Source organism: Glutamicibacter bergerei (assembly GCF_054495185.1).
Window position 1 is genome coordinate 2352847 of record NZ_CM137131.1, and the last position, 21901, is coordinate 2374747.

The window sequence follows — 21901 nt, forward strand, 5'->3', positions numbered from 1 at the left end:
GTAAACGCTACGATCAGAGAATGACTTTTGAACCCGCAGCAGCACCTTTTGACACATCGGTACGTTTGGCTTCCGCCCACGGGCTAGCAACTATCGCAACTGACGGCACGGTTTTAGACGTCTGGTACCCAGCTCCCGTACTCGGAGTGCTTTCTGAAGCCCCCGAGCTGTCCGGTGAATTAGCTGCAGCAGCAATCGACGACGCACAACGTGGAACCACGCAGAAGGTCATATCGCTAACCATCGATCTAGATGTGGCACCGGCAGATACCGCAGATGTATGGCTACGTTTGCACCTTCTCTCCCACCGTTTGGTGGCCCCGAATACCATCAATCTTGACGGGATCTTCGGCCACCTAGCAAATGTGGTGTGGACAAACTTCGGACCATGCCAGGTAGCTGGATTCGAAATGACGCGTCTAAAAATGCGCACACGTGGCAACGTGGACGTGTACGGCGTAGATAAGTTCCCGCGCATGGTCGATTACGTCCTGCCTTCGGGTGTACGCATCGCCGACGCGGATCGTGTGCGACTAGGAGCACATCTGGCCGAGGGCACCACCGTGATGCACGAGGGTTTCGTCAACTTTAATGCTGGTACCTTAGGCACTTCAATGGTCGAAGGACGTATTTCCGCATCGGTTGTTGTCGGTAACGGTTCGGATGTCGGTGGCGGCGCTTCCATCATGGGCACGCTCTCCGGTGGCGGCAAAGAACGCATCACTATTGGCGAGCGAGTTCTGCTTGGTGCCAATGCCGGCGTAGGTATTTCCATTGGTGATGATTGTGTGGTTGAAGCCGGGCTTTATGTCACCGCTGGAACGCGAGTGCAGCTTGAGGGCAAGAGCGTGAAGGCACTGGAACTGTCCGGAGTTCCGAATCTGCTCTTCCGTCGTAACTCGATCAGCGGAGCGGTCGAAGTTTTGCCACGTGCCGGTCAGCGTGTGGAACTAAACAGTGCATTGCACGCTAACTAATTTTTAGCGGTACTCAACGGCGAGGGGCACACCACGGTGTGCCCCTCGCCGTTTGTATAGAGGCTTCAGGGAAAGATTATGGTCACCATCGGCTGAATATATCCATGGAAAGCCCGCCCGTCACGCAATAATGAGGTGCTGGCAACGATCGTCGCTCCGCCAATGAGCCACGCACGCGGCTCGGTCAGTGGAATGTCGATGACATGAATTTGAGTTTCTTTCACATCGTGGGCGTGCTCTACCCCGTGATCAATAAGGATTCTTTCAACCTCATCCATGCGCGCAGGAATGTAATCCTTCGACTGTTCACTAAAATTCTCGCGATGCTGATGGGCGAACATTGTTGCTTGACCATAGTGAGCATGGGCCAACTTAGCTAGCTCCGGATAACAGCCGTCGCCTAGGGCAGCGAGCAAATCCATTGGATCGGTGTCAGTGGTTGGTTCGCGGGTAATCAGCGAATCCCACCACGAGGACCATTCTTGTTTAATTTGCCCCGGAGCCACCTGGCGTTGCCCACGGGCTTTCACTGCTGGGGCCAGAGCGGAGTTTGGCCCCACTTCCGAAGGATCTATTCCACCCAAGTCGCGAAGGTAGAGGGCCAACAGCATATTTGGATTGGTATTTATGGACAAAGACCAATTATTGCCACGACGATAATACACGCGCACCACCTGACTCATCCAAGCAACAATGTGCTCTGTTCCCTAGGATACGCCGATAATCGGTGTTAAAACTAGAAACGGCCGGGCAAACACCTTAGTGCTTGCCCGGCCGTTCTTGAACCAGTTGTGCGAACTATTTTTGGGCTTAGACGCCCGGGTAGTTACGCTCGGTCTCGCCCATGTACAACTGACGAGGGCGGCCAATCTTGAGTTCTGGATCCTTGATCATTTCGCGCCACTGGGCAATCCAGCCTGGCAGGCGACCGATGGCGAAGAGGACGGTGAACATCTTCTCCGGGAAGCCCATCGCGGTGTAGATCAGGCCGGTGTAGAAGTCTACGTTCGGGTAGAGCTTGCGCGAGATGAAGTACTCATCGTTCAGCGCAGTCTCTTCTAGCTTCATAGCGATATCAAGCAACTCATTCTTGCCCTGCTTAGCCAGCAAGTCGTGAGCGGTCTGCTTGATGATCTTTGCGCGTGGATCGTAGTTCTTGTACACGCGGTGGCCGAAGCCCATCAGGCGTACGCCATCTTCCTTGTTCTTGACCTTCTCCATGAAGTCTTCTGGAGAAATACCCGAGGACTGGATCTCGCGCAGCATCTTCAGCACTGCCTCGTTGGCACCGCCGTGGGCAGGACCAGACAGTGCGTGGATACCGGCCGAAACGGAAGCGAACATGTTAGCTTCCGAAGAGCCGACCAGGCGCACGGTAGAGGTCGAGCAGTTCTGCTCGTGGTCTGCGTGCAAGATCAGCAGCAGATCAAGTGCCTTGACCACGTCTGGATCCGGAACGTATGGCTCCGCTGCGGTACCGAAGCACAGGCGCAGGAAGTTCTCGACCATGTTCATCGAGTTATCTGGGTATAGCAGTGCCTGTCCGATGGACTTCTTGTGCGCGTACGCGGCAAGAACTGGCAGCTTCGCTAGAAGACGCAGAGTTGAACGCTCAACCTGTGCGTCATCCTTTGGATCCAAGGAATCCTGGTACCAGGTCGACAGGGCCGAAACGGCCGAAGAAAGTACTGGCATTGGGTGTGCATCGCGCGGGAATCCGCCGAAGAAGCCCTTGAGTTCCTCGTGCAGCAGCGTGTGGCGGCGCAGGGATCCGTCGAAGGTTTCTAGCTGGTCTGCGGTAGGCAGTTCGCCGTTGATCAGCAGGTAGCTGACTTCGGTGAAGCTCGAGTGCGCGGCAAGCTGTTCGATAGGGTAACCGCGGTAACGCAGGATGCCCGCGTCGCCGTCGATGTAGGTAATCGCGGACTTCGTGGCCGCGGTATTCATGAAGCCCGGGTCGTAGGTTACGTTACCGGTGGTCTTCAAAAGTGGCGCTACGTTAAAACCATCATTGCCCTCGGCAGCCGGGATAACCGGTAGCTCTAGGCTGGAATCACCAAATTGTAGCTGTGCAGATTTAATATCTGTCATTGCATCTCCTAACCGGAAAGGCTTTAGTTCCGAAAGGTCAGTCGTCACGGTAGAACATACCGCTAATTGACCCGTTCACGCTAATTCAACTGTCATCTTCACCGATTGGCGGAAGAGTTTAACCGCTCAACTGCTGCGGCTATCCGTTCATCGGAACCGGTGAGGGCAACACGTACGTGTAGATCTCCGGCAGTTCCGTAGAAAGCACCTGGGCCGGCAACAATTCCAAGTTCAGCCAAACGCTGTAGCGTCTGCCAACTGGACTGCCCTTCCGTGCACCACAGGTATAAGCCTGCCACCGAGTCTTCGATGGTCAAGCCAAAGTTTTCAAGTGCCGGCCGCAGCATTTCACGGCGCGCCCGGTAAATTTCCCGCTGAGCTACGACATGCTCATCATCGCCTAAGGCAACAACCATTGCATGCTGAATTGGTCCCGGGACAATCATGCCCGCGTGCTTGCGACTGTTAACCAAAGTCGGCATCAGGTTGGGCGCACCGGCAACAAATGCGGCGCGGTACCCTGCAAGGTTTGACTGCTTAGACAACGAGTAGAGCGAAAGGAGATTATCCAAATTTCCGTCGTTGACACGCGGATCTAAAACGCTAGGTACAGCGCCTTCAAATTCGTCCCAGCCTAGTTCTGCGTAACACTCATCGGAGGCAACTACCGCGCCAAGTTCACGTGCTTGGTGTACGAGTTGGCGAAGAGATTCGAGGTCACGCACCTTGCCTGTGGGGTTACCCGGGGAATTCACCCACACCAGTTTGACCCGCGCACGTTGTTCATCGCTGAGCTCATTGAGATCATCGGTAGCGATAGCTGTTGCTCCGACTAATTTCGCACCGATGTCATAGGTCGGGTAAGCGATCGAAGGTCGAACCAGGATGTCCTGTGGACCCATGCCAAGAAGTAACGGAAGCCAGGCAACCATCTCTTTAGAACCAACGGTTGGCATGACATCATCGATGCTCAGCCCCGTGACCTGACGACGGCGTGCATACCAGTCGACAATGGCTTGACGTACTTCTGGTGTCCCATGGGTGGTCGGGTAGCCATGAGAGTTTGCAGCCTGGGCGAGAGCTTCTTGGATAACCTGTGGTGTGTCGTCAACTGGAGTACCGATGGAAAGGTCGACCACACCATCATGGTGCTTGGCCGCCAGTTCACGGTATGGCGCTAACTGGTTCCAAGGGTAATCGGGGAGCTCAAGCATATATGCGGAAACCTAGCCTTGATTCTGGGGCGGCAGAGCACTGATCAACGGGTGATCGGTTCCTGTATTTCCAATTTTAGCGGCACCGCCCGGGGAACCAAGTTCGTCGAAAAAGTCGACGTTTGCCTTGTAATAGTCGGCCCACTGATCAGGCACATCGTCTTCGTAATAGATCGCTTCGACAGGGCAGACCGGTTCACACGCACCACAATCGACGCACTCGTCGGGGTGAATATATAAGGAGCGTTCGCCTTCATAAATGCAATCCACCGGGCACTCTTCGACGCAGGCCTTATCTTTAAGGTCGACGCACGGTTGGGCGATGATGTAAGTCACGGGTACTGAGACCTTTCCTAGCGCAAATTCTAAGATTTCACTTCAGTTTCACGGATTTAACCTCTGGTCGTTGAATCCGCAATAAGCTCTAGCTACAGTCTAGTCCTGATACCCAAACAAGCGATCTCGCACACCCACCCTGTGACGTAATCGACGATTCACATTTCGTTCAAGGTTACCGAAGATGAATTCTTGTGCACTTAGATGACGGAAAATATGCTCAAATTTGAAGATCTTAGCCCTGGTGACCGCATCGTGGTGCGTTATCGCCTCACACAGACATCCCCGGAGACCGGAAACGTGATCAGCAGCGATGCCCTCGGAGAGGTTCTAGCGGTCACCTCTGACACCGTATCCATCAATACCAAACGTGGTGCGCTGGACGTTGCCCGCCAGGCTATTACGCACGCCAAACGGGTCCCACCGCCACCGGTACGACGTTCGCGACCACCAACGCTGAAGTAGTTCGCTGAACGGCACGGAAAACGACTTGCGATTTGAAGATACCAATCACTAGGTGATTTTCGCGTATGCTGGCAATATGCCGACAGACGATCTAGTCCAAGCCCGCGCACGAGCTCTAAGCTCACCATTGCGGCTTAGAATTCTGCGCTTATGCCTGCATGAGTCCCGCACCAATAAGGAAATAGCCGACATTCTCGAGCTAAATCCGGCGACTTCCTTGCACCATGTGCGCACCCTAGTGGGCAGCGGTTTCCTCGCCGCGGAAGAGCCCCGGCGCGGTAACCGCGGGGCTAAGGAAGTGCCTTACCGTAGCACGCGGCAGTCCTGGGGTACCCGAATTCCCGACGCTGCTCCCCTGCTGGTAGATACCTTCCTGCAGGAAATCGATGGGCTTGAGCCGCAAGAAATTCAGGTCATCCGCGTGGGTCTAAAACTTACCGAAGATACGCAAAAAGAAATGCTCGGCCGTATTCGGGAAATTATCGAAGACTACGCGATGCGCGAAGCCGAACCTGAAGGCGTAGCCACCTCTTTGTTCCTCGCCCACCACTTAGACGTCACCGGCAACAAATAAGCGTTTTAACCTAGAAAAACCCCAGCAAAGCTGGGGTTTTTCTAGGTTAACGCTGACGTTTGCGAAGTACGCGCAATGCCATAAATAGCGAGATCACCGCGGGCACGATCATGCCATACATCCATAACAGCGAGGCGATGGTCGGACCTGGTAGATATTGCAGGTACTGCAACGGCAAAATCATCGTGTCATTTCCAAAGTAGGAAATCGACCCGACAACCAGGTAGCAGCCGATAAAGCCCACCGCGCCGGCCCAGAGTTTGCCCGAGGCAACCACCGACCAGTACACCAGCAAGCCCAATAACAGCCAAGCCACCAGCACTCCCCAAACTAGCGGGATATCCCCCGCATAGCTCAACGAGGCATGGATAGCGGTGCCCAGTAAACCGGAAACCACGGCAGTAACTAGACCGCGCACTAGCGCGCTCAGGTTACTGCCGGCGGTCAGCGACTGGTTAGCTCTTTGCTCGCGCACGAGTTGCCTTGGCACGATCGCTAGCGTTCAACAGAACCTTACGGATACGCACGGCATCCGGGGTGACCTCAACGCACTCGTCTTCGCGAGCGAATTCGAGGGACTCTTCAAGAGTCAGGTTGCGTGGTGGGGTCATGTTCTCGAAGCTATCCGAGGAAGCTGCACGCATGTTGGTGAGCTGCTTTTCCTTGGTGATGTTCACGTCCATGTCATCGGCGCGCGAGTTCTCGCCGACGATCATGCCCTCGTAAACCTCGGAGGTCGGCTGCACGAAGAAGTTCATGCGTTCCTGAAGCTTGATCATCGCGAACGGGGTGACAACACCGGAGCGGTCAGCCACGATCGAACCGTTGATACGGTATTCGATTGGACCGGCCCATGGCTCGTAACCTTCGGCCAGCGATGCTGCGATACCAGCGCCGCGGGTTTCGGTCATGAAGCGGGTACGGAAGCCGATCAGGCCACGAGCAGGAACGATGAATTCCATACGAACCCAGCCGGTACCGTGGTTGGCCATGTTGGTCATCCGGCCCTTGCGCGAAGCCATCAGCTGGGTGATTGCGCCCAGGTATTCTTCTGGCACGTCGATGGTCATGTGCTCCATTGGCTCATGAACCTTGCCGTCAACAATCTTGGTGACAACCTGTGGCTTACCAACGGTCAGCTCGAAGCCTTCGCGTCGCATCTGCTCCACGAGGATGGCCAGAGCCAATTCGCCACGGCCCTGAACTTCCCAAGCGTCGGGACGCTCGGTTGGCAAGATGCTCAGCGAAACGTTACCGATCAGTTCCTTGTCCAGGCGATCCTTCACCTGACGCGCGGTCACCTTGGCACCCTTGACCTTGCCGGCCAGCGGCGATGTGTTGATACCAATGGTCATCGAGATCGCTGGTGGATCAACGGTGATCAGTGGCAGTGGCTTCGGGTTTTCAAGGTCGGTGAGGGTCTCACCGATCATGATGTCTTCGATACCTGCAACTGCGACGATCTCGCCCGGTCCGGCCTCTTCGGCTGGAACACGGGTTAGACCCTTGGTGGCCAGCAGCTCGGTGATCTTGACCTGCTTCATGGTGCCATCCTGGCGGGCCCAGTTAACCTGCTGGCCCTTGCGCAGCGTGCCGTTGAAAATACGCAGCAGTGCCAGACGGCCAAGGAATGGCGAGGCGTCAAGGTTGGTGACGTGTGCCTGGAGAACTTCACCCTCGGTGTAAGTCGGGGCTGGCACGTGCTTGATGATGGTCTCGAACAGTGGCTCAAGATCTTCATTGTCTGGCAGGGTGCCATCGGCTGGCTGATTCATCGAAGCGAAGCCAGCCTTGCCCGAAGCGAAGACGATTGGGACGTTCAAAACCTTGTCCAGATCCAGATCTGGAGCTTCGTCGGCCAAGTCCGAGGCCAGTCCGAGCAGCAGGTCCATGGAGTCGGAGATGACGCCATCGATGCGGGAGTCGGGACGGTCGGTCTTGTTGACCACGATGATGACCGGCAGGTCAGCGCTGAGTGCCTTACGCAGCACGAAGCGGGTCTGTGGCAGCGGGCCTTCGGAGGCGTCGACAAGCAGAACCACACCATCAACCATGGACAGGCCGCGCTCGACCTCGCCACCGAAGTCGGCGTGACCCGGGGTATCGATGATGTTCATGGTCATCTTCTTGCCCTCGGCAGCTGGGCCGCTGTAGAACACGGTGGTGTTCTTAGCAAGAATGGTGATGCCCTTCTCGCGTTCCAACTCGCCGGAGTCCATCACGCGATCTTCGGTTTCACCGTGGCTTTCGAATGCACCAGTCTGCTGGAGCATTGCGTTGACCATGGTGGTCTTGCCGTGGTCAACGTGCGCAACGATAGCTACGTTGCGCAGGTCGTCGCGACGGATGAGAGTTGTATCTGACATACGGGAAGGCTCACTTCGTGTAGAGAATTTAGGGTCTCGGAGGCGGGGCCACAGTCGACCCAACATACTATTTTACGCGCTTCGGACAAGTACATCGTTTATCTGTGGTGGAACATACAGAAATAGCTTCATTAACGCCTAATAGCGCGCTGTTGAAATCCAATAACGCAGTTTGGTGTTTCCCCCGGTTTCATGCACCGTGGGGCGATTTTCATCGGCTTGTCCGCCGCAGGCGATGATCGTTGCCTGTGAAGCAACGTTCTGCTCATCACAGGTTACCAAAGCCGAGCGCACACCGTGGAATCTGAGCTCTGTTAACGCAAATTCGCACAATTGTGTAGCAAAGCCTTGGCCGCGGAATTCCGGGACCACACCATAACCAAGGTGTCCGCCGACCTCGCTCAGAAAATCGTTGAGCTCGTAACGCACCGAGATACGTCCTACGAGCTTTCCTTCGTGCACTCCGACGAATAAACCGCTGCGCACCCACCCTTCGGGGATGAATTCGCCGCTGCGCCCTTCGCTCATGCGTTGCACGTAGCCGCTCCAGCTTTGCCGGGCTGACCATGTCGGGAGAAAATCAAAATCATCGTCGAGCAATGCGTGATGAGCGGCAATTGCTTGCTGTTCATCGGCTTGGGATAGCTCTCTGATCAGTAATTTTTTGGTTGACTCCATGCCTTCAGTATGTCAGTACTACCTAGTAGTTCACGACCTGACCACGAATCTCGGCTAACCAACGCAGTGTTCCGCCGCGCAGGCTAAGCACCGGGGCAAGCGTTGCTGGCCTCGCCGCGTTGAGTGTGAGCGCGGCGCGAACCGAGCGTGCCCCGGTTTTACAGACGGTCACCACCTGGGTTCCTGGCTCCCAGTGAAACTGCGTCCAGAAGTCACCGGACAATTGGTCTAGGGGCAGATGAATACTGCCCTCAATAGTTGCCAGCGCACGTTCCCATGGTTCTCGCACGTCGAGCAATACCAGTTGGCCTTGGGCTCGCAACTTTTCTACTTCTGTCACGTCGATTTCTTCGCCCGACACAACCACCGAACAAGACTGAGGTTCATAATCGCCAAGTTCTCGGACCGACGCACGCTGTGGGTCACGGTCAAAACTCAAAATCTGCACGCCGGCGGTCAGCGCATCGTAAAGCCATAGTTTCCCGGTTAGTGGTTGTCCCACTTTGGTGATTATTTTTAGCGCTTCGGTGGCCATTAACGATCCGACCACCCCGCACAGCGCACCAAATACCCCACCTTCGGCACAGGACGGTACCGAATCAGCCTCTGGCATCTCAGGGAAGATATCGCGCAGCATCGGACCGGATTGCGGATCAAATACCGAGACCTGACCCGCAAATTGGAAAATTGTTCCCCACACCAAAGGTGTACCGGTAATTTCCGCGGCATCGCTGGAAAGGTAGCGCGTCGCAAAATTATCGCTGCCATCGATCACCACATCGTGTTCGGCAAAAAGTTCCACCGCATTCTCTGGTGCCAAATATGTGGCATGACAGTGCACCGCAACCTCACTGTTGAGCTCAACGGCAAGGCGTTGCACCGACGCAACTTTCAGTGCACCCTGATCCTTTTCACGGTGCAAGATCTGGCGTTGCAAATTTGAGAGTTCCACACTATCCGGGTCGATGACGCTGAGTTGTTTAACCCCAGCGGCGATCAGATAGCTGGCAATAGGACTACCCAATCCCCCAGCGCCGATAATCAATACCTTGGCGTTGGCGATACGGTTTTGCCCGGTGATTCCGACTCCTGGCAGAGTCAGGTGTCGAGAATATCTAGCTAGTTGCGTCGCGGTTAACTCCCGGGCAAGGCGCGGTTCGGCGCTCACGAGAAGTCACCAATGAGCGCCTGCATCATCCCGGAATCTGGCGAGGAAGCCAGCGCAAGGTCGCGTTGCACGATGCGTCCGGCCAGCCGTGCCGCGCGACCTGCACGGACGGCATCACGCATGGCGGCGGCCATCAAGGGTGCGTTATTGGCTCGCGTGACCGCGCTGGCCAACAGTACGGCGTCACAACCCAGCTCCATGGCTTTGGCCGCATCCGAGGCGGTACCTACCCCGGCATCTAAGATGACCGGCACCGAGGCTCGGGCGGTAATAGTGGAAATATTATGTGGATTAAGGATCCCTAAGCCCGAACCGATCGGGGCACCAGCTGGCATCACCGCCGCTACACCCAACTGCTCTAACCTCATAGCCATGACCGGATCGTCATTGGTGTAGGCGAAAACCTGGAATCCGTCATTAACTAGTTCCTCGGCAGCGGTAAATAGTTCAATTGGGTCCGGAAGCAGCGTATGTTCGTCGGCGATGACTTCAAGTTTGATCCAGTTTGTTTCCAGAGCTTCACGCGCCAGCTGGGCGGTGAGTATCGCATCCCGCGCGGTGAAACAACCGGCGGTGTTCGGCAGTGGGCGCACAGAATTGCGAGCTAAAAGTTCGTACACCGAACCACAGCCAGCAGCGGCGAAGTGCCTGATCGAAACCGTAGTCAGCTCCGTACCTGAGACACGGAGCGCTTGTTCTAAAATATCCAGCGAGGTCGCTCCCCCGGTGCCAAGAATGAGTCGAGAAGCGAACCCTACCCCGGCAACTTCAAATCCATCGTTGTCCATCGTAAGTTTTTCCATCTTCAGCCTCCCTGCGCTGCGGTGACTAGTTCTACTCGCTGGCCAGGCTGCAACGAAAAATCATTCCACCCACTGCGTGGCACCACCGCAGAGTCCACCGCGACCGCAATGCCCAGACGTGATCCATCGCTGGCTCTGCCTTCGTCGGTGATTCGTTTTCCGGTATGTGTGGCGATCAGTTCACGCACTGTGCTGTTGGCGGGCATGGTGGTGGGTGTGGAGTTGAGGAAAAGTTCTATTTGTTGCATGTTTTTTGTCTCCTAGAAGGTGCTGGTTTGCAGGTGGACTTCGCCAAATCTTTCCGGCGAGACTGCGGCGAGTAGATGCGCGTCTTGTGGGTCATCGAGCAGCAACCCGGCGCCGACCCGTGCTCCGAATGGGGCTAGCAGCACCCCGTGTCGCGAGTAGCCGGTTGACAGGACGAGCCCGGCATCCAGCCGGCCAATCAGCGGCCTGTCGTCCGGGGTGGTGGGACGCGCACGGACGATTGCTTCATTCAGCGTGGTATCCACGATGCCCGGCACAAGCCTGCGCGCATTGTCCAACAACGCATGTAGTTGTCCCACGTTGACCTGCTCTTGTCCGTCTTCCCTGCTTGACGCACCCAGGACCAAACTTCCGTCGGCGCGTGGGACCAGATAGACCGGTTCACGGTGCACAATCCCGCGAACAGTTCGCTTGATCAAGGGGAATCGTGTTGAGCCTTGCAACCGTAAGATATCGCCATAGACCGGGCGTAGCGCGAGGTTTGATACGCCCGGAATTTGCCCCAGACCGGCGGCCAGAAGCACTTGGTCTGCAGGGATTCGCAGCCCGCTGGAGGTGATCACACCGCAGGTTTTTGACCCGTGACTCAGGAGCCCCACCACGGTCTCGTGCACGATGGAGGATTCAAAGTAGCTGATCAGAATCTTCAGCAAAGACCGTGGGTCCAATTGTTGATCTGCGGCGCAGTATATGGCGCCAGCAATGTTTGTCGCCAGCGCAGGTTCAAGTTTGCGTGCGGCGCTCGGCACAAGTCTTTCAGCGCTGAACCCTAAAGAATCTTGTAGCCGCTTTAATTCCAACAGCGCATCCATATCCGCCAGTTCGGCGGCGATCACCAAAGTCGAATTTTCAACGTAAGCAGCGCGCTGGCCGGTGGCCTGAAAAATTCGATCAATAAATTCGGGGTAGGCCTTGGCCGAACAGGACATCAGCCTGTGAAGTTGGTCCTGGCCCCAGGTGGTTTCGGCAGTTGGCGCGAGCATCCCGGCGGCCGCATGGCTTGCACCTAAACCGGGAGCCGGATCAATGATCGTGACTTCAACACCGCGAGCGCGAAGTTCGAAAGCTGTGGCGAGACCGATAATTCCGGCGCCGACAATGACAGTGTGCACGAAGGCAATTCCTTCCTACGGCGGCATGACCCGCATCAGGTGTAGCGGTCGGCACAAAGCCCTCTCAGCCCTTAAGGGCTCCCGCGGAGTACTTGGATTATAAGCATGTCAGGGCTCACAATTACTAACTTCATGACTTCACAGCCATAGCTGTCCTGTGTTTTACTCGTTGCCATGCCCGAATTTTCTGTCCCGGGAGATTTATCTCCTGATCACTTGGTAGCCGCAAAGATCATTGACGGTGAAAAGCAATTGCTAACTCAGCGCATTCGCCACAATCAGCAGGAGCTCAAACGGCTACTTCATGAAGACTTCGAGGAAGTTGGAGCCTCCGGCAGAAACTACGATCGCAGCCAAATCATCAAACTGCTCATGACTGAACCAGTAGACCAATCACCTACGTTCCAATTGCTCGAGCCGCGTATCCAACAGCTCAGTGAGACTCTGGTGTTACTACGCTGGAAAACCGGCGCGGACACCCCGAGCCAGCGCACCTCGCTGTGGATCCATTCGGCCCATGGTTGGCAGTTGCTCTTCCACCAAGGAACCAAGCTGCCCAAGTTCCCCGCCGATGTCGCGACCTCACCTTATGTCGAGTCAGAGGCTCAAGCTTTTGTTCGTCCGTTGCGTCCTAGCGATGCACCCCAAGTTCTTGAGGCTTTTTGTTCCCACCCCGACATGGCGCGGCAAGGTGAGGTTAAAAACCTTGTCGAGGCAGAGAACTACATTCAGCAGCTACTAAAAAATCCTGACCAACAAGTACCACTAGCGATAGTTCAAGGTACCGGCTTAGTCGGTCTAGTCTCTGCGAGTATTGACTCCGGAAATCGCAACGCCTGGGTCTGGTATTGGATGCATGCGGCGCATCGCGGTAGCGGATTAGCTAGCCGCGCACTGGCTGCTTTGGCTGACGAGCTTTTTACCGCCCATCAGATACACCGTTTGGAGTTGGGCCTGCGGGTGAATAATCCTGCATCTAAAAAGGTCGCCGAGCGTTGTGGTTTTGTGCTCGAAGGCCGGGAACGGGACAAGTTCTTAATCAACGGCGAGCGTATCGATGTTCTAAATTATGCTCGGTTGATCACCGACCAAGCACCACCCATCACCGCGCTGGCTTTGCACTGAGGTACGGAAGGATCAATAGTCCAAATCAGACTCGAAAATGCTGGACGTCGCGGCCCATTTTTGGGCAGTAAAAAGGTGGAACCGAGCAATCGGTCCCACCTTTTTGATGCGTCAAGCCCTAAGTATTAGAACTCGTCTGGTGTTGTCGGAGGCGTGGTTGGTGACGGACGAGTTGGAGTCGTCGGTGCCGGACGAGTTGGCACGGTGCCGGTGCTAGCCGGTTCGTCCAACTTGTTCAGATCGATCTTCTCCAAGGTACGTGCCGCCGCATCGCGTCCACCCAGTCCGAAGGCTAGGGCTGCTGCTAGTGCCGCACCAATCACGATGGCACCGAAGGCCATGTTGATGATCGAGTCGGCCAGGCCCATGTACTTCAGGCCCATCGCCACGAACAGTGCGATGGCGGTGTAGCGGACAATCTTCGAAGCCGTAGTATCACCCATCAGTCGACGGATGACGTTAGCCAAGACGAAGCCAATCGCGATGATCACTGCGCCGAAGACGACCTTGCCGCCCAGCTCCAGCACCTCGTTGAGGATATTGGTGATTGCCGGGAAATTCAGCATGCTTGCTGCCATCACAGCGAAGAACAGGATAATTGCGATCTTCACGATGGTAGCGAGGATGCCTGATGCGCTCTGGCTTTCAGGGACGACTCCCCAACCGGCCACAACGCGGTCAGTACCGACACCACGAAGCGTGGATTCGATCAGTTTGCCTACGAACTTAGCAATCAGGAAGCCCACTGCCAGAAGAATCAGCGCCATGATGACCTGTGGAATGGCAGTCAGGACGATCTGCAGCATTTCCTGCGCAGGTACCGAAATAGCGGCGATACCAAGAACCTGAAGTGCAGAAATCGAGACAACCAACAGGATCAGTGCAAACACGATGTTGGCGATGACATCAACGATGGTCCGCTGGGTGCGAATTGAAGTTTCCGGATCAACCTCTTCGGCATCTCCGGGGGTAACCTTTCGGACCAAAGCGCTGAAATCAACAGTGCCCAGACCGGTCTGGATCAGCTGCTTGATGACGTTAGCGATCACGTAGCCGATGATGAAGATGAATGCTGCACCGATGAGGTTCGGCAAGAAGCCCATGACTCCGCCGAGCAAATCTTGAACCGGAGAGAGCACCTCAGTCAGCGCGAAGACCTGGAGAATTGCAACCAGGCCAAAGAGCCAGACAATCAGACCAGCAACTTTACCCAGGGAGTCGCCGATTTGCTTTCCATCGGTGCCTTGTTTTTGGAGGAACTTGATCTTGGTGACGAGTTTGGAGACAGCCCATTTAACAACTTTTGCTATCAACCAAGTAATGATGAGAATTACTAGCGCGATGGCTATTTTTTGTAGCATCGACGCCCAGTCAATGTTTCCTAATACGTTCTGAGATTGCATTACTGCTCCTTCAACGTGGGGATGATTTAGACCCTACGACGAGGATTTTTTGCTGACTAGGGCAAACTAGCGACAAGGGGTGGGTAACTCGAAGAATTTCACGTATTCCACCTTCGGATTCAGAAGTAAAAGCAGTAAGATTCTACGCTTTCGATAACCTTCTTCGCTTATAACCTACGAATCCAGTGATACTTAAAATTATTTCCAGATCCTAAAACAAGTGACCAATATGTGAGTTCCCTGTATAGATAAAAGTAAAAACCCGCCATGAGCAATGCTGAGCTATGGCGGGTCAAAAAATTCATTTAGTGCAGGTAAAACTAACTTTTGGCTATCTCACTGGTGACCTTGGCGCCCAGTTCGACCGTGCGGGAAACGGTGCAATATTTATCATGTGACAGCTTGACGATACGTTCGACCATACCTGCAGCCTTACGCCCCTCTTCGGTGTCCGGGAATTTGAGATCAAACCCGAGACGGATGTCCTCCATCCGGCTGGCGCCATCCTCAGTGAGCTTGTCACCCGATGCTGTCACCTCAAATTTCTCTGGCTCGCTTCTCCGAGTCGTGGCAACGTCAACATCGATACTCGAACATCCGGCGATGGCCGCCAAGAGAAGTTCAACCGGGGTCAGCAGCCCCTCGGCCTGTCCGAACTCAATACTCGAACCGGTTTCGGCACTCGTGGCCTTATACGTACGTGATGCGGTCCGCACTACACTGACTTCACGGACTTCGCGACTATTTTCACTCATAGTGTTATCGTCGCATGGCCTTGGCGCCGACACTGGCATGACGCAGTAAAATATTCGCCGCGGGTTCGGTGCTCAACTCTTCCTCTGCAGATAGTTCAAATCCACAGCTGCGGAAGAAATCGATTCCTGCGGCATTCTGCGCACTGACTACCATCTGTACATTCGTTTGTTTCGAATGGGCGAATGCCGCCAAGGCTCTGCCTACGCCAATGTGGCGGTGTTCGTGGTGAACCCACAATAATTCGACCCGCTCATCTCCCATGGCCATAAATCCGACGATTTGTGTCCCGAGCTGAGCAACATACACCAGAGCACGTTGTGCATAAACGGTTTCGAGTGTGGAGGCCACCGAATTCAGATCATTAACTGAGAGAAAATCTCGCCTCCCCTCAACCGAGGAGCGCCAGACATCTAATAGTTCCGGCACTTCTTCAACCCCGGACCAGGGACGGATCATCAACAATCCATCCGCCGAACTCGGCGATTGTTCGCCAGGCTTAGAACTCACTGAATTTTCCTCCTTCAACAGTTCCAAGGCACTTCCTACTGCATCGTAACCTAGTGCTTTGACTACTCTCACATCAACTATAAAAATAGGCTCCACGCTAATAGGTGACCCACCGCAGTATTTGCCGCACTACCCTAGTCGCTGGAATAAGCCATCCACGCGTTACATCATCCGCAGTCTCCGGCGCCAACGCAGGCGAAGCGGATTCCGCAAACATTTCCACTTCCGGGTCACGAATGATTGGTTCGCAATTGACCTGCTCAGTTTTCTGACCTGAGGCCGTCTGCCTCGAAAAGAACCGATTAAAAATGCCCACGATCAGGCTTACACGCGCTACGTAGGACCCGTTAGGTCCATGGCGGTATTAGTCACTCACCTAGACCATGCGTAGCTTTCGCCCCCAGCGCACACCAAACACACGCTGTGAGCTAGACAACATTGGCGGTCTTGGGCATTCTTATTTCATACCCAGTGTTTTTGTAAACTGACGTTTTCACAACTGAAAACACGAACAATGCCGTGCGCCGGTGCACTATTTTGGAGGATCACCCATGTCCGAGGCTTACATTATTGACGCACTCCGTACCCCAGTAGGACGCCGTGGCAAAGCGCTTTCGCAGGTTCATCCCTTGGATCTCGCTGCCACCCCACTAGCCGAACTGGTACGCCGGAACAATATCGATTCGGAGCAGTATGACGAGATCATCCTAGGGTGCATCGATCAAGTTGGTCCGCAAGCAATGGACATTGCCCGGAGTGCTTGGTTAGCTGCGGGGTTATCCGAGCAGGTCCCTGGTACCACCGTAGAGCGTCAATGTGGTTCGGGTCAGCAAGCAGTGTCCTACGCCGCTCAAGCTGTCATGAGTGGCACCAGCGACCTAGTTATCGCCGGCGGTGTGCAATCGATGTCGAGCATTCCGTTGTCTTACTCCAACGTGGCCGCGAAAGACTTCGGTTTCCCGGACCCGTTCACCGGGTCAAAGCTGTGGTCACAGCGTTATGGAAGCCAAGAGATTTCGCAATTTCGCGGTGTGGAGATGATGGTTGACCGTTGGGGACTGTCCCGGGAAAGCCTCGAAGACTTCGCCGAAACCTCACATCAACGCGCTCTTCATGCCCAGCGTAAAGGATATTTCGACCGAGAAATCCTGCCGGTGGCGGGCTTAGGAATCGATGAGGGGCCCCGAGAAGTGGACCGCGCAAAAATGGCTTCGCTTGCCCCAATCGTTACTGGTGGCCAGCACACAGCTGCAACAGCTTCGCAAATGTCTGATGGTGCGGCCATGTTGCTGATCGCCTCCGAAGCGGCGGTAAAACGTTATGGGCTCAAGCCCCGAGCGCGGATCCATCACGTTTCGGCGCGAGCCGACGATCCGGTCATGATGCTTTCGGCCCCCATTCGAGCCACCGAGCATGCTTTGGCGCGCACCGGGATGAGTTTGCAAGATATGGATCGCATCGAAATTAATGAGGCTTTTGCCGGGGTCGTCCTCGCGTGGCAACACGAGACCCAAGCAAATATGGACAAGGTCAACGTCAATGGTGGAGCTATCGCCCTCGGACACCCGATCGGCGCCACCGGAGCCCGCTTGTTGACGTCATTGCTGCATGAGCTTGAACGCAGTGACACCAGATGGGGGCTGCAAACCATGTGTGAGGGTGGCGGGCAAGCAAACGTCACCATCATCGAACGGCTCTAAAACCCCATGCCTGCAATTTTTCAGGAGTACAGCTTATGAACCATGTCATGCCGCCGTCCACCAGCAACACCATCGGAGCCCTATTACGACGGAGCACCGCACGCAACCCCGAGGCGATAGCGCTGCTCTTCGAGGACCGGTGCTGGACGTACCGGGAGTTTGAGACAGCCGTGCACCGGGTGGCGCGCCGGCTCATGGACGCCGATTTGCCGGCAGGCTCCCGGGTTGCCGTCTACGGCGCAAACTCCGACGCTTACGCAATCCTTTTCTTTGCCTGTGCCCTCACCGGACTAGTGCATGTGCCGGTGAATTTTGCGCTGAAGGGCGATGAACTGAGCTACCTGCTCGAAGATTCCGGCGCGGTGCTGGTGATCGCCGACGAACAGCGCGCCTCGCTGGTGAACCAGGTCAGGCAGCAGGGCCAAGTACCGACCGTGAAGCATCTTTGGGCGCTCCTTCCCACAGCAGAGCATAACGATTCCATTCTGGATACCGCTATGGATCCAAACGCTCCGGTAGCGATTATGCAAAATGACCACGTGGCTAGTTCAGATCTGGCGCAATTGCTCTATACCTCCGGCACTACCTCGGCTCCCAAGGGAGCGATGATGACCCACGCGTCATTGATGGCACAATACGTTTCAGCGATTATCGCCTTAGATCTCACCGCCGAGGATCGCCCTCTCATCGCGATGCCGTTGTATCACTCGGCGGCCATGCACGTTTTCTTGCTGCCTTATCTTTCCCTGGGAGCCAGCGTCAGGCTTCTGGCAAAACCGGATATTCCGCAAATGCTTGCCCTGGTTGAGTCCGAACGAATCGGGTCGCTATTTTTAGCTCCCACGGTGTGGGTGCCGCTGAGCAACCACCCGGATTTAGCCACCCGCGACCTTTCCTCGTTGGCGAAGGCACAATATGGTGCCTCAATCATGCCGGTGACCGTTTTGCAACGGCTACGTGCGCGATACCCAAAGATCGGCTTCTACAATTGCTTCGGCCAATCCGAGCTCGGCCCGCTGTGTTCGGTACTGAGACCCGAAGAGCACGAGGCACGCCCTGCCTCCTGCGGCCGCCCGGTATTCTACGTCGAAGCCCGGGTCATCAACTCCGCCGGCGACATCGCACAAGCTGGCGAGCCAGGCGAGATTCAATACCGTTCCCCGCAAGTGATGCTCGGGTATTGGAACAAACCAGAAGCTACCGCCGAGGCGTTCATTGACGGTTGGTTCCGCTCCGGAGATCAGGTGACAGTGGACAGCCGCGGCTACATTCAGGTGGTAGACCGGATCAAGGACGTCATCAATACCGGTGGCGTGCTCGTGGCGCCACGTGAGGTGGAAGATTGCATCTACGAACTTGATCAGGTCGCCGAGGTGGCTGTGCTCGGGGTAGCCGATGAGCGGTGGATTGAAGCGATCACCGCCGTGGTGGTTCTCAAAGAAGGCGCGCAGTTGACGGCCGAATCGGTGCGCAGCCATGTCAAAAGTCGCATCGCAGACTACAAAGTTCCCAAGCGTGTGGACTTCGTCGCGCAGCTGCCACGCAATCAATCGGGCAAATTACTTAAACGCGACCTACGTGCACAGCGTACCGGTCAGGGAGAACAAGGATGAGTTCAGAACCGTCGATGCGGTATGAACTAAGTGAAAGTCTCGATACCGATTATTTCTCAACCTTCGCCGACGTTACCGCGCAAGACCAGGAATTTTGGAATACCGCGAAAACCTATGGGGCAGAAATATTGCCGCAGATCAACAACTACTGGGAGCAAGCGCACTACCCGGTCCAGTTGGTACGCCGGATGGGTGAATTGGATCTACTCACCGACGGACTAAACATCCCAGGGCACCGGGTGATGTCTCCGTTGGCTGCCGGGTTTGTAGCTATGGAAATTTCCAGGGCCGATGGTTCGATGGCGGCTGCAGCCGCGGTGCAAGGTGGACTGGTCCTGCGTAGTCTGGTGCTCTTTGGCAGCGCCGAACAACAGGAGCGGTACCTCCAGCCGCTGGCTACCGGCGAATTACTGGGCGGTTTTGCACTCTCCGAGCCCGGGCATGGCTCCGATTCGGTGGGCTTAGCCACCTCGGCACGCTGTGAAGGTGGGCGATGGGTTCTGAACGGGCATAAAAAATGGATCGGCAACGGCGCATCCGGCGGGATCACCATTGTCTGGGCGCGCGACGAGGCAGATTCACAGGTCAAAGGTTTCATCGTTGATCAGCAAACATCAGGATATTCTGCAGAAGTCATCGGCGGCAAAGGGGTGCTGCGTGCCATTGACCAAGCCGAAATATCGCTGCAGAACGTGACGGTAGGACCCGAGGCCCTGCTGCCAGGGGTGAGGTCGTTCAAGGACGTTTCCCGTGCCTTGGTGGACACGCGGGTGAATGTTGGCTGGTCCGCTTTAGGTCACGCGCTGAGCATGTTCGAGGCCTGCCTGCATTACGCAAAAAGCCGCACCCAATTTGGCAAACCCTTGGGCGCACATCAAATGGTTCAGGAACGGCTGGCACAAATGTTGGCGGAACTGACAAATATGCAGCTCCAATGCCGGGCCGTGGCCCACGCGCAGGCGGCCAACAGCTTGAGTCCCACCCAGGCGTCGCTGCTGAAGTACCACAACACCCGTGCCGCCAGGCGCATCGCCGCGACAGCCCGGGACCTGCTCGGTGGCAATGGGATCCTCTTGGAAAACCATGTGATTCGTCATCTGGGTGATGTCGAGGCGCTGCACACCTATGAGGGCACCGAATCCATCCAGGCTCTCATTCTTGGCCGTGATCTCACCGGGTTTAGCGCCTTCAGCTAGAGCGTTAGTTTGTCGCTGACCCGGTAGCGAGTCGCACTGAATCCAGCCAACGGTCCAGCGCCTGCGCCAAAATCTCCGGCTGGTCAATGTGCACGTTATGTCCTGCGTGCTCTAATTCAAGAAATGAAGCGTTCGGGTACCGTTCAAGCAGCGCCTTAGCATCCTTAAACCCCACGATATGGTCTTGCATTCCGCAGGCGATGAGTACCGGCATCGTCCACACGTGCTTGCGGTCCACCGGCAAGGTGTCCAAATAATAGCGTTGCGAGAGGTGCGCCATCGCCCGCAGATCTGCGCTGAGCACTCCGGGCAGCACGTGTCTTTCAAATTGTTCCCAGTTGGCTCGTGTTTGAATCACCGAGGTCTGCGCATAGTGGCCGGCATTGATGTTGCCCAGCTCTTCAAGCAGCACTTCGTCCTCGTGGACGATGCTGCGCGCCGGAAGGTTGCGCTCTTCGGGTGCAGGCCGGATGACCGGAGCGAGCAGGACCATGCCGAGAATTTGTTTTCCAAAGCGATCGGCCATCTCCTGGGCCAGCAAACCGCCGAGCGAATTGCCAATCAGCGCAAAAGGCTCTGTTCCGAGCTGGTCTTTGAGCAATGCTTGCAGCCAGTTTGCATATTCTGGTAGCCCCGCGCGCCCGGGCAACGCCGGCGTGCCGCCAAAGCCGGGCAGGTCAACATAGATGCGTTGCAGGTTTCCGGGCCGCGCCAATTGATCATCAAGCGCCAAAAGAATTCGATGATCCACGCCATTGCCGTGCACCATGACCACCGGCAGGCCGCTGCCGTGAACTGCGGCGATGCCTTCGGGAAGCGATTGTTCGTCGGGTTGTGCGGGTTTCATACTCGTCCTTTGTCGGGTTCCAGTGCTGTGAAACGTACTTGGCGGGCTACGGCAGCCACAATCATGGACTGACCCACCACGTAGCTGAGCATGATCCAAAATGAATGAGCCGGCATCTCGATGCCGGCAAAGGAACGCAGCGCAATGAGCGCATCGGAGATGAAGAAGATCGCGCCACCGGCTCCGGCGAGCGTGCCCAGACCGGTTGATAGCACAGCCATCAGCGTTAAGGCCGCACCGTAAATCACCACGGGGATTAGCAACGACCCCGCATGCGGTGCACAAACGATCACCAGCCATGCGAAGGCGAACAGATACGGGATCACCCACCAGGGCCGATAGAGCACCGAGTGGCGCCAATAGGTTCGCAGCGCCAGCAAATAGCACAGCTGCGCGAGCAAAAAGCAGCCAACCATCGTCAGAAAAGCCGGGTCGCCGGTCATGAACCTCGGGATCGTATCGCCCAACCAGGAACATCCCAACGCCAGCAGCACCCAGCGCACCAAGATGCTTCGCGGACGCCGTGTGGCAAGAAGCAAAACCGCGGCCAGTGCCGGCATCAACAAGATTTGCGTGGCATCCGCAAGCTGGCCGTCCGTGGCAATCAGCTGCGCAGTCAAATGAATGATGCTGACGGCGCCGAGCACGAGCGCGCTACCAACAACGCGGGTGTCACCTGCCAGATGGGTTTTCATATGTCCTA

23 protein-coding genes and 1 riboswitch are annotated in these 21901 nt (G+C 55.8%); of the genes, 7 read left to right on the plus strand and 16 right to left on the minus strand.

Going from position 1 to position 21901, the window contains the following annotated elements; translation table 11 throughout:
* Positions 1–20 precede the first annotated feature (20 nt).
* Positions 21–977 (plus strand): 2,3,4,5-tetrahydropyridine-2,6-dicarboxylate N-succinyltransferase, encoded by a 957-nt coding sequence (dapD, locus tag ACX5K5_RS10830; protein ID WP_096255964.1) that lies wholly within the window; start codon positions 21–23, stop codon positions 975–977.
* Between the two features lie 65 nt (positions 978–1042).
* Here dapD and ACX5K5_RS10835 read toward each other — a convergent pair whose 3' ends face one another.
* From ACX5K5_RS10835 to fdxA, 4 genes are all read right to left on the minus strand, one after another.
* A complete protein-coding gene (locus ACX5K5_RS10835) occupies positions 1043–1642 on the minus strand; it encodes a hypothetical protein (RefSeq protein WP_188686975.1) in 600 nt (199 codons plus the stop codon).
* Positions 1643–1787: 145 nt separating this feature from the next.
* On the minus strand, positions 1788–3068 hold the full coding sequence (locus ACX5K5_RS10840; protein ID WP_096255960.1) for a citrate synthase: 1281 nt from the start codon (positions 3066–3068) through the stop codon (positions 1788–1790).
* Between the two features lie 98 nt (positions 3069–3166).
* The gene (dapC, locus tag ACX5K5_RS10845) at positions 3167–4282 is read right to left on the minus strand and encodes a succinyldiaminopimelate transaminase (RefSeq protein WP_096255959.1); all 1116 of its coding nucleotides are present in this window, start codon (positions 4280–4282) and stop codon (positions 3167–3169) included.
* A 12-nt stretch (positions 4283–4294) separates the two neighbouring features.
* Entirely contained in the window at positions 4295–4618 is a 324-nt protein-coding gene (gene fdxA, locus ACX5K5_RS10850) for a ferredoxin (RefSeq protein ID WP_096255957.1), read from the minus strand.
* 216 nt (positions 4619–4834) lie between these two features.
* Here fdxA and ACX5K5_RS10855 point away from each other — a divergent pair, with 216 nt between their 5' ends.
* Positions 4835–5083: a hypothetical protein gene (locus ACX5K5_RS10855; RefSeq protein ID WP_459174372.1), complete on the plus strand. Its 249-nt coding sequence runs from the start codon at positions 4835–4837 to the stop codon at positions 5081–5083.
* 76 nt (positions 5084–5159) lie between these two features.
* Positions 5160–5657, plus strand: coding sequence for a helix-turn-helix domain-containing protein (locus ACX5K5_RS10860; protein WP_096256039.1), 498 nt, complete (start codon positions 5160–5162; stop codon positions 5655–5657).
* Positions 5658–5703: 46 nt separating this feature from the next.
* On the opposite strand, the gene ACX5K5_RS10865 is transcribed toward ACX5K5_RS10860, so the two are convergent.
* The 7 genes from ACX5K5_RS10865 to thiO all read right to left on the minus strand — a co-directional run bounded on the left by ACX5K5_RS10865 (position 5704) and on the right by thiO (position 12051).
* Positions 5704–6132, minus strand: a complete 429-nt coding sequence (locus tag ACX5K5_RS10865; RefSeq protein WP_096255955.1) for a hypothetical protein — start codon at positions 6130–6132, stop codon at positions 5704–5706.
* Entirely contained in the window at positions 6113–8023 is a 1911-nt protein-coding gene (typA, locus tag ACX5K5_RS10870; protein WP_096255953.1) for a translational GTPase TypA, read from the minus strand. The genes ACX5K5_RS10865 and typA overlap by 20 nt, the downstream gene beginning before the upstream one ends.
* 138 nt (positions 8024–8161) lie before the next feature.
* Positions 8162–8701, minus strand: a complete 540-nt coding sequence (locus ACX5K5_RS10875; protein WP_188686969.1) for a GNAT family N-acetyltransferase — start codon at positions 8699–8701, stop codon at positions 8162–8164.
* A 22-nt stretch (positions 8702–8723) separates the two neighbouring features.
* Positions 8724–9869 carry a ThiF family adenylyltransferase gene (locus tag ACX5K5_RS10880; RefSeq protein ID WP_459174373.1) on the minus strand — a complete coding sequence of 382 codons (1146 nt, stop codon included), beginning with the start codon at positions 9867–9869 and terminating at the stop codon, positions 8724–8726.
* A complete protein-coding gene (locus ACX5K5_RS10885; RefSeq protein ID WP_346058848.1) occupies positions 9866–10672 on the minus strand; it encodes a thiazole synthase in 807 nt (268 codons plus the stop codon). Before ACX5K5_RS10885 ends, ACX5K5_RS10880 begins: the two co-directional genes overlap by 4 nt.
* A gap of 2 nt (positions 10673–10674) precedes the next feature.
* A complete protein-coding gene (thiS, locus tag ACX5K5_RS10890; protein WP_096255946.1) occupies positions 10675–10920 on the minus strand; it encodes a sulfur carrier protein ThiS in 246 nt (81 codons plus the stop codon).
* 12 nt (positions 10921–10932) lie between these two features.
* On the minus strand, positions 10933–12051 hold the full coding sequence (gene thiO, locus ACX5K5_RS10895) for a glycine oxidase ThiO (RefSeq protein ID WP_459174374.1): 1119 nt from the start codon (positions 12049–12051) through the stop codon (positions 10933–10935).
* Positions 12047–12146: riboswitch (TPP riboswitch) on the minus strand. It overlaps the preceding gene by 5 nt.
* Before the next feature lie 79 nt (positions 12147–12225).
* Here thiO and ACX5K5_RS10900 point away from each other — a divergent pair.
* Complete coding sequence (locus tag ACX5K5_RS10900) at positions 12226–13176, plus strand: GNAT family N-acetyltransferase (protein WP_459174375.1); 951 nt, start codon at positions 12226–12228, stop codon at positions 13174–13176.
* Between the two features lie 125 nt (positions 13177–13301).
* Here the strand turns inward: ACX5K5_RS10900 and ACX5K5_RS10905 are convergent, their stop codons facing one another.
* From ACX5K5_RS10905 to ACX5K5_RS10915, 3 genes are all read right to left on the minus strand, one after another.
* Positions 13302–14579 (minus strand): mechanosensitive ion channel, encoded by a 1278-nt coding sequence (locus tag ACX5K5_RS10905; protein WP_096255940.1) that lies wholly within the window; start codon positions 14577–14579, stop codon positions 13302–13304.
* Between the two features lie 320 nt (positions 14580–14899).
* A complete protein-coding gene (locus ACX5K5_RS10910; protein WP_188686956.1) occupies positions 14900–15334 on the minus strand; it encodes an OsmC family protein in 435 nt (144 codons plus the stop codon).
* A 4-nt stretch (positions 15335–15338) separates the two neighbouring features.
* On the minus strand, positions 15339–15842 hold the full coding sequence (locus ACX5K5_RS10915) for a GNAT family N-acetyltransferase (RefSeq protein ID WP_141392918.1): 504 nt from the start codon (positions 15840–15842) through the stop codon (positions 15339–15341).
* Positions 15843–16393: 551 nt separating this feature from the next.
* On the opposite strand from ACX5K5_RS10915, the gene ACX5K5_RS10920 reads away from it, so the two are divergent.
* From ACX5K5_RS10920 to ACX5K5_RS10930, 3 genes are read left to right on the plus strand one after another with little or no spacing between them, the layout of a single operon-like run.
* Positions 16394–17542, plus strand: coding sequence for an acetyl-CoA C-acetyltransferase (locus ACX5K5_RS10920; RefSeq protein WP_441663909.1), 1149 nt, complete (start codon positions 16394–16396; stop codon positions 17540–17542).
* Between the two features lie 35 nt (positions 17543–17577).
* On the plus strand, positions 17578–19155 hold the full coding sequence (locus ACX5K5_RS10925) for a fatty acyl-CoA synthetase (protein ID WP_459174376.1): 1578 nt from the start codon (positions 17578–17580) through the stop codon (positions 19153–19155).
* Positions 19152–20351: an acyl-CoA dehydrogenase family protein gene (locus ACX5K5_RS10930; RefSeq protein WP_459174377.1), complete on the plus strand. Its 1200-nt coding sequence runs from the start codon at positions 19152–19154 to the stop codon at positions 20349–20351. Before ACX5K5_RS10925 ends, ACX5K5_RS10930 begins: the two co-directional genes overlap by 4 nt.
* Before the next feature lie 4 nt (positions 20352–20355).
* Here the strand turns inward: ACX5K5_RS10930 and ACX5K5_RS10935 are convergent, their stop codons facing one another.
* Positions 20356–21198, minus strand: a complete 843-nt coding sequence (locus ACX5K5_RS10935; RefSeq protein ID WP_096255931.1) for an alpha/beta fold hydrolase — start codon at positions 21196–21198, stop codon at positions 20356–20358.
* Entirely contained in the window at positions 21195–21893 is a 699-nt protein-coding gene (locus tag ACX5K5_RS10940) for a lysoplasmalogenase family protein (RefSeq protein WP_459174378.1), read from the minus strand. The genes ACX5K5_RS10935 and ACX5K5_RS10940 overlap by 4 nt, the downstream gene beginning before the upstream one ends.
* Positions 21894–21901 lie beyond the last annotated feature (8 nt).

Coding starts and splice junctions, on each gene's coding strand:
- ACX5K5_RS10910 (WP_188686956.1), bottom strand. CDS start 15,334: ATGAGTGAAAATAGTCGCGAAGTCCGTGAAGTCAGTGTAGTGCGGACC.
- ACX5K5_RS10860 (WP_096256039.1), top strand. CDS start 5,160: ATGCCGACAGACGATCTAGTCCAAGCCCGCGCACGAGCTCTAAGCTCA.
- dapD (WP_096255964.1), top strand. CDS start 21: ATGACTTTTGAACCCGCAGCAGCACCTTTTGACACATCGGTACGTTTG.
- ACX5K5_RS10920 (WP_441663909.1), top strand. CDS start 16,394: ATGTCCGAGGCTTACATTATTGACGCACTCCGTACCCCAGTAGGACGC.
- ACX5K5_RS10875 (WP_188686969.1), bottom strand. CDS start 8,701: ATGGAGTCAACCAAAAAATTACTGATCAGAGAGCTATCCCAAGCCGAT.
- ACX5K5_RS10885 (WP_346058848.1), bottom strand. CDS start 10,672: ATGGAAAAACTTACGATGGACAACGATGGATTTGAAGTTGCCGGGGTA.
- thiS (WP_096255946.1), bottom strand. CDS start 10,920: ATGCAACAAATAGAACTTTTCCTCAACTCCACACCCACCACCATGCCC.
- ACX5K5_RS10900 (WP_459174375.1), top strand. CDS start 12,226: ATGCCCGAATTTTCTGTCCCGGGAGATTTATCTCCTGATCACTTGGTA.
- ACX5K5_RS10925 (WP_459174376.1), top strand. CDS start 17,578: ATGAACCATGTCATGCCGCCGTCCACCAGCAACACCATCGGAGCCCTA.
- ACX5K5_RS10940 (WP_459174378.1), bottom strand. CDS start 21,893: ATGAAAACCCATCTGGCAGGTGACACCCGCGTTGTTGGTAGCGCGCTC.
- dapC (WP_096255959.1), bottom strand. CDS start 4,282: ATGCTTGAGCTCCCCGATTACCCTTGGAACCAGTTAGCGCCATACCGT.
- typA (WP_096255953.1), bottom strand. CDS start 8,023: ATGTCAGATACAACTCTCATCCGTCGCGACGACCTGCGCAACGTAGCT.
- ACX5K5_RS10930 (WP_459174377.1), top strand. CDS start 19,152: ATGAGTTCAGAACCGTCGATGCGGTATGAACTAAGTGAAAGTCTCGAT.
- ACX5K5_RS10935 (WP_096255931.1), bottom strand. CDS start 21,198: ATGAAACCCGCACAACCCGACGAACAATCGCTTCCCGAAGGCATCGCC.
- ACX5K5_RS10855 (WP_459174372.1), top strand. CDS start 4,835: ATGCTCAAATTTGAAGATCTTAGCCCTGGTGACCGCATCGTGGTGCGT.
- ACX5K5_RS10905 (WP_096255940.1), bottom strand. CDS start 14,579: ATGCAATCTCAGAACGTATTAGGAAACATTGACTGGGCGTCGATGCTA.
- ACX5K5_RS10840 (WP_096255960.1), bottom strand. CDS start 3,068: ATGACAGATATTAAATCTGCACAGCTACAATTTGGTGATTCCAGCCTA.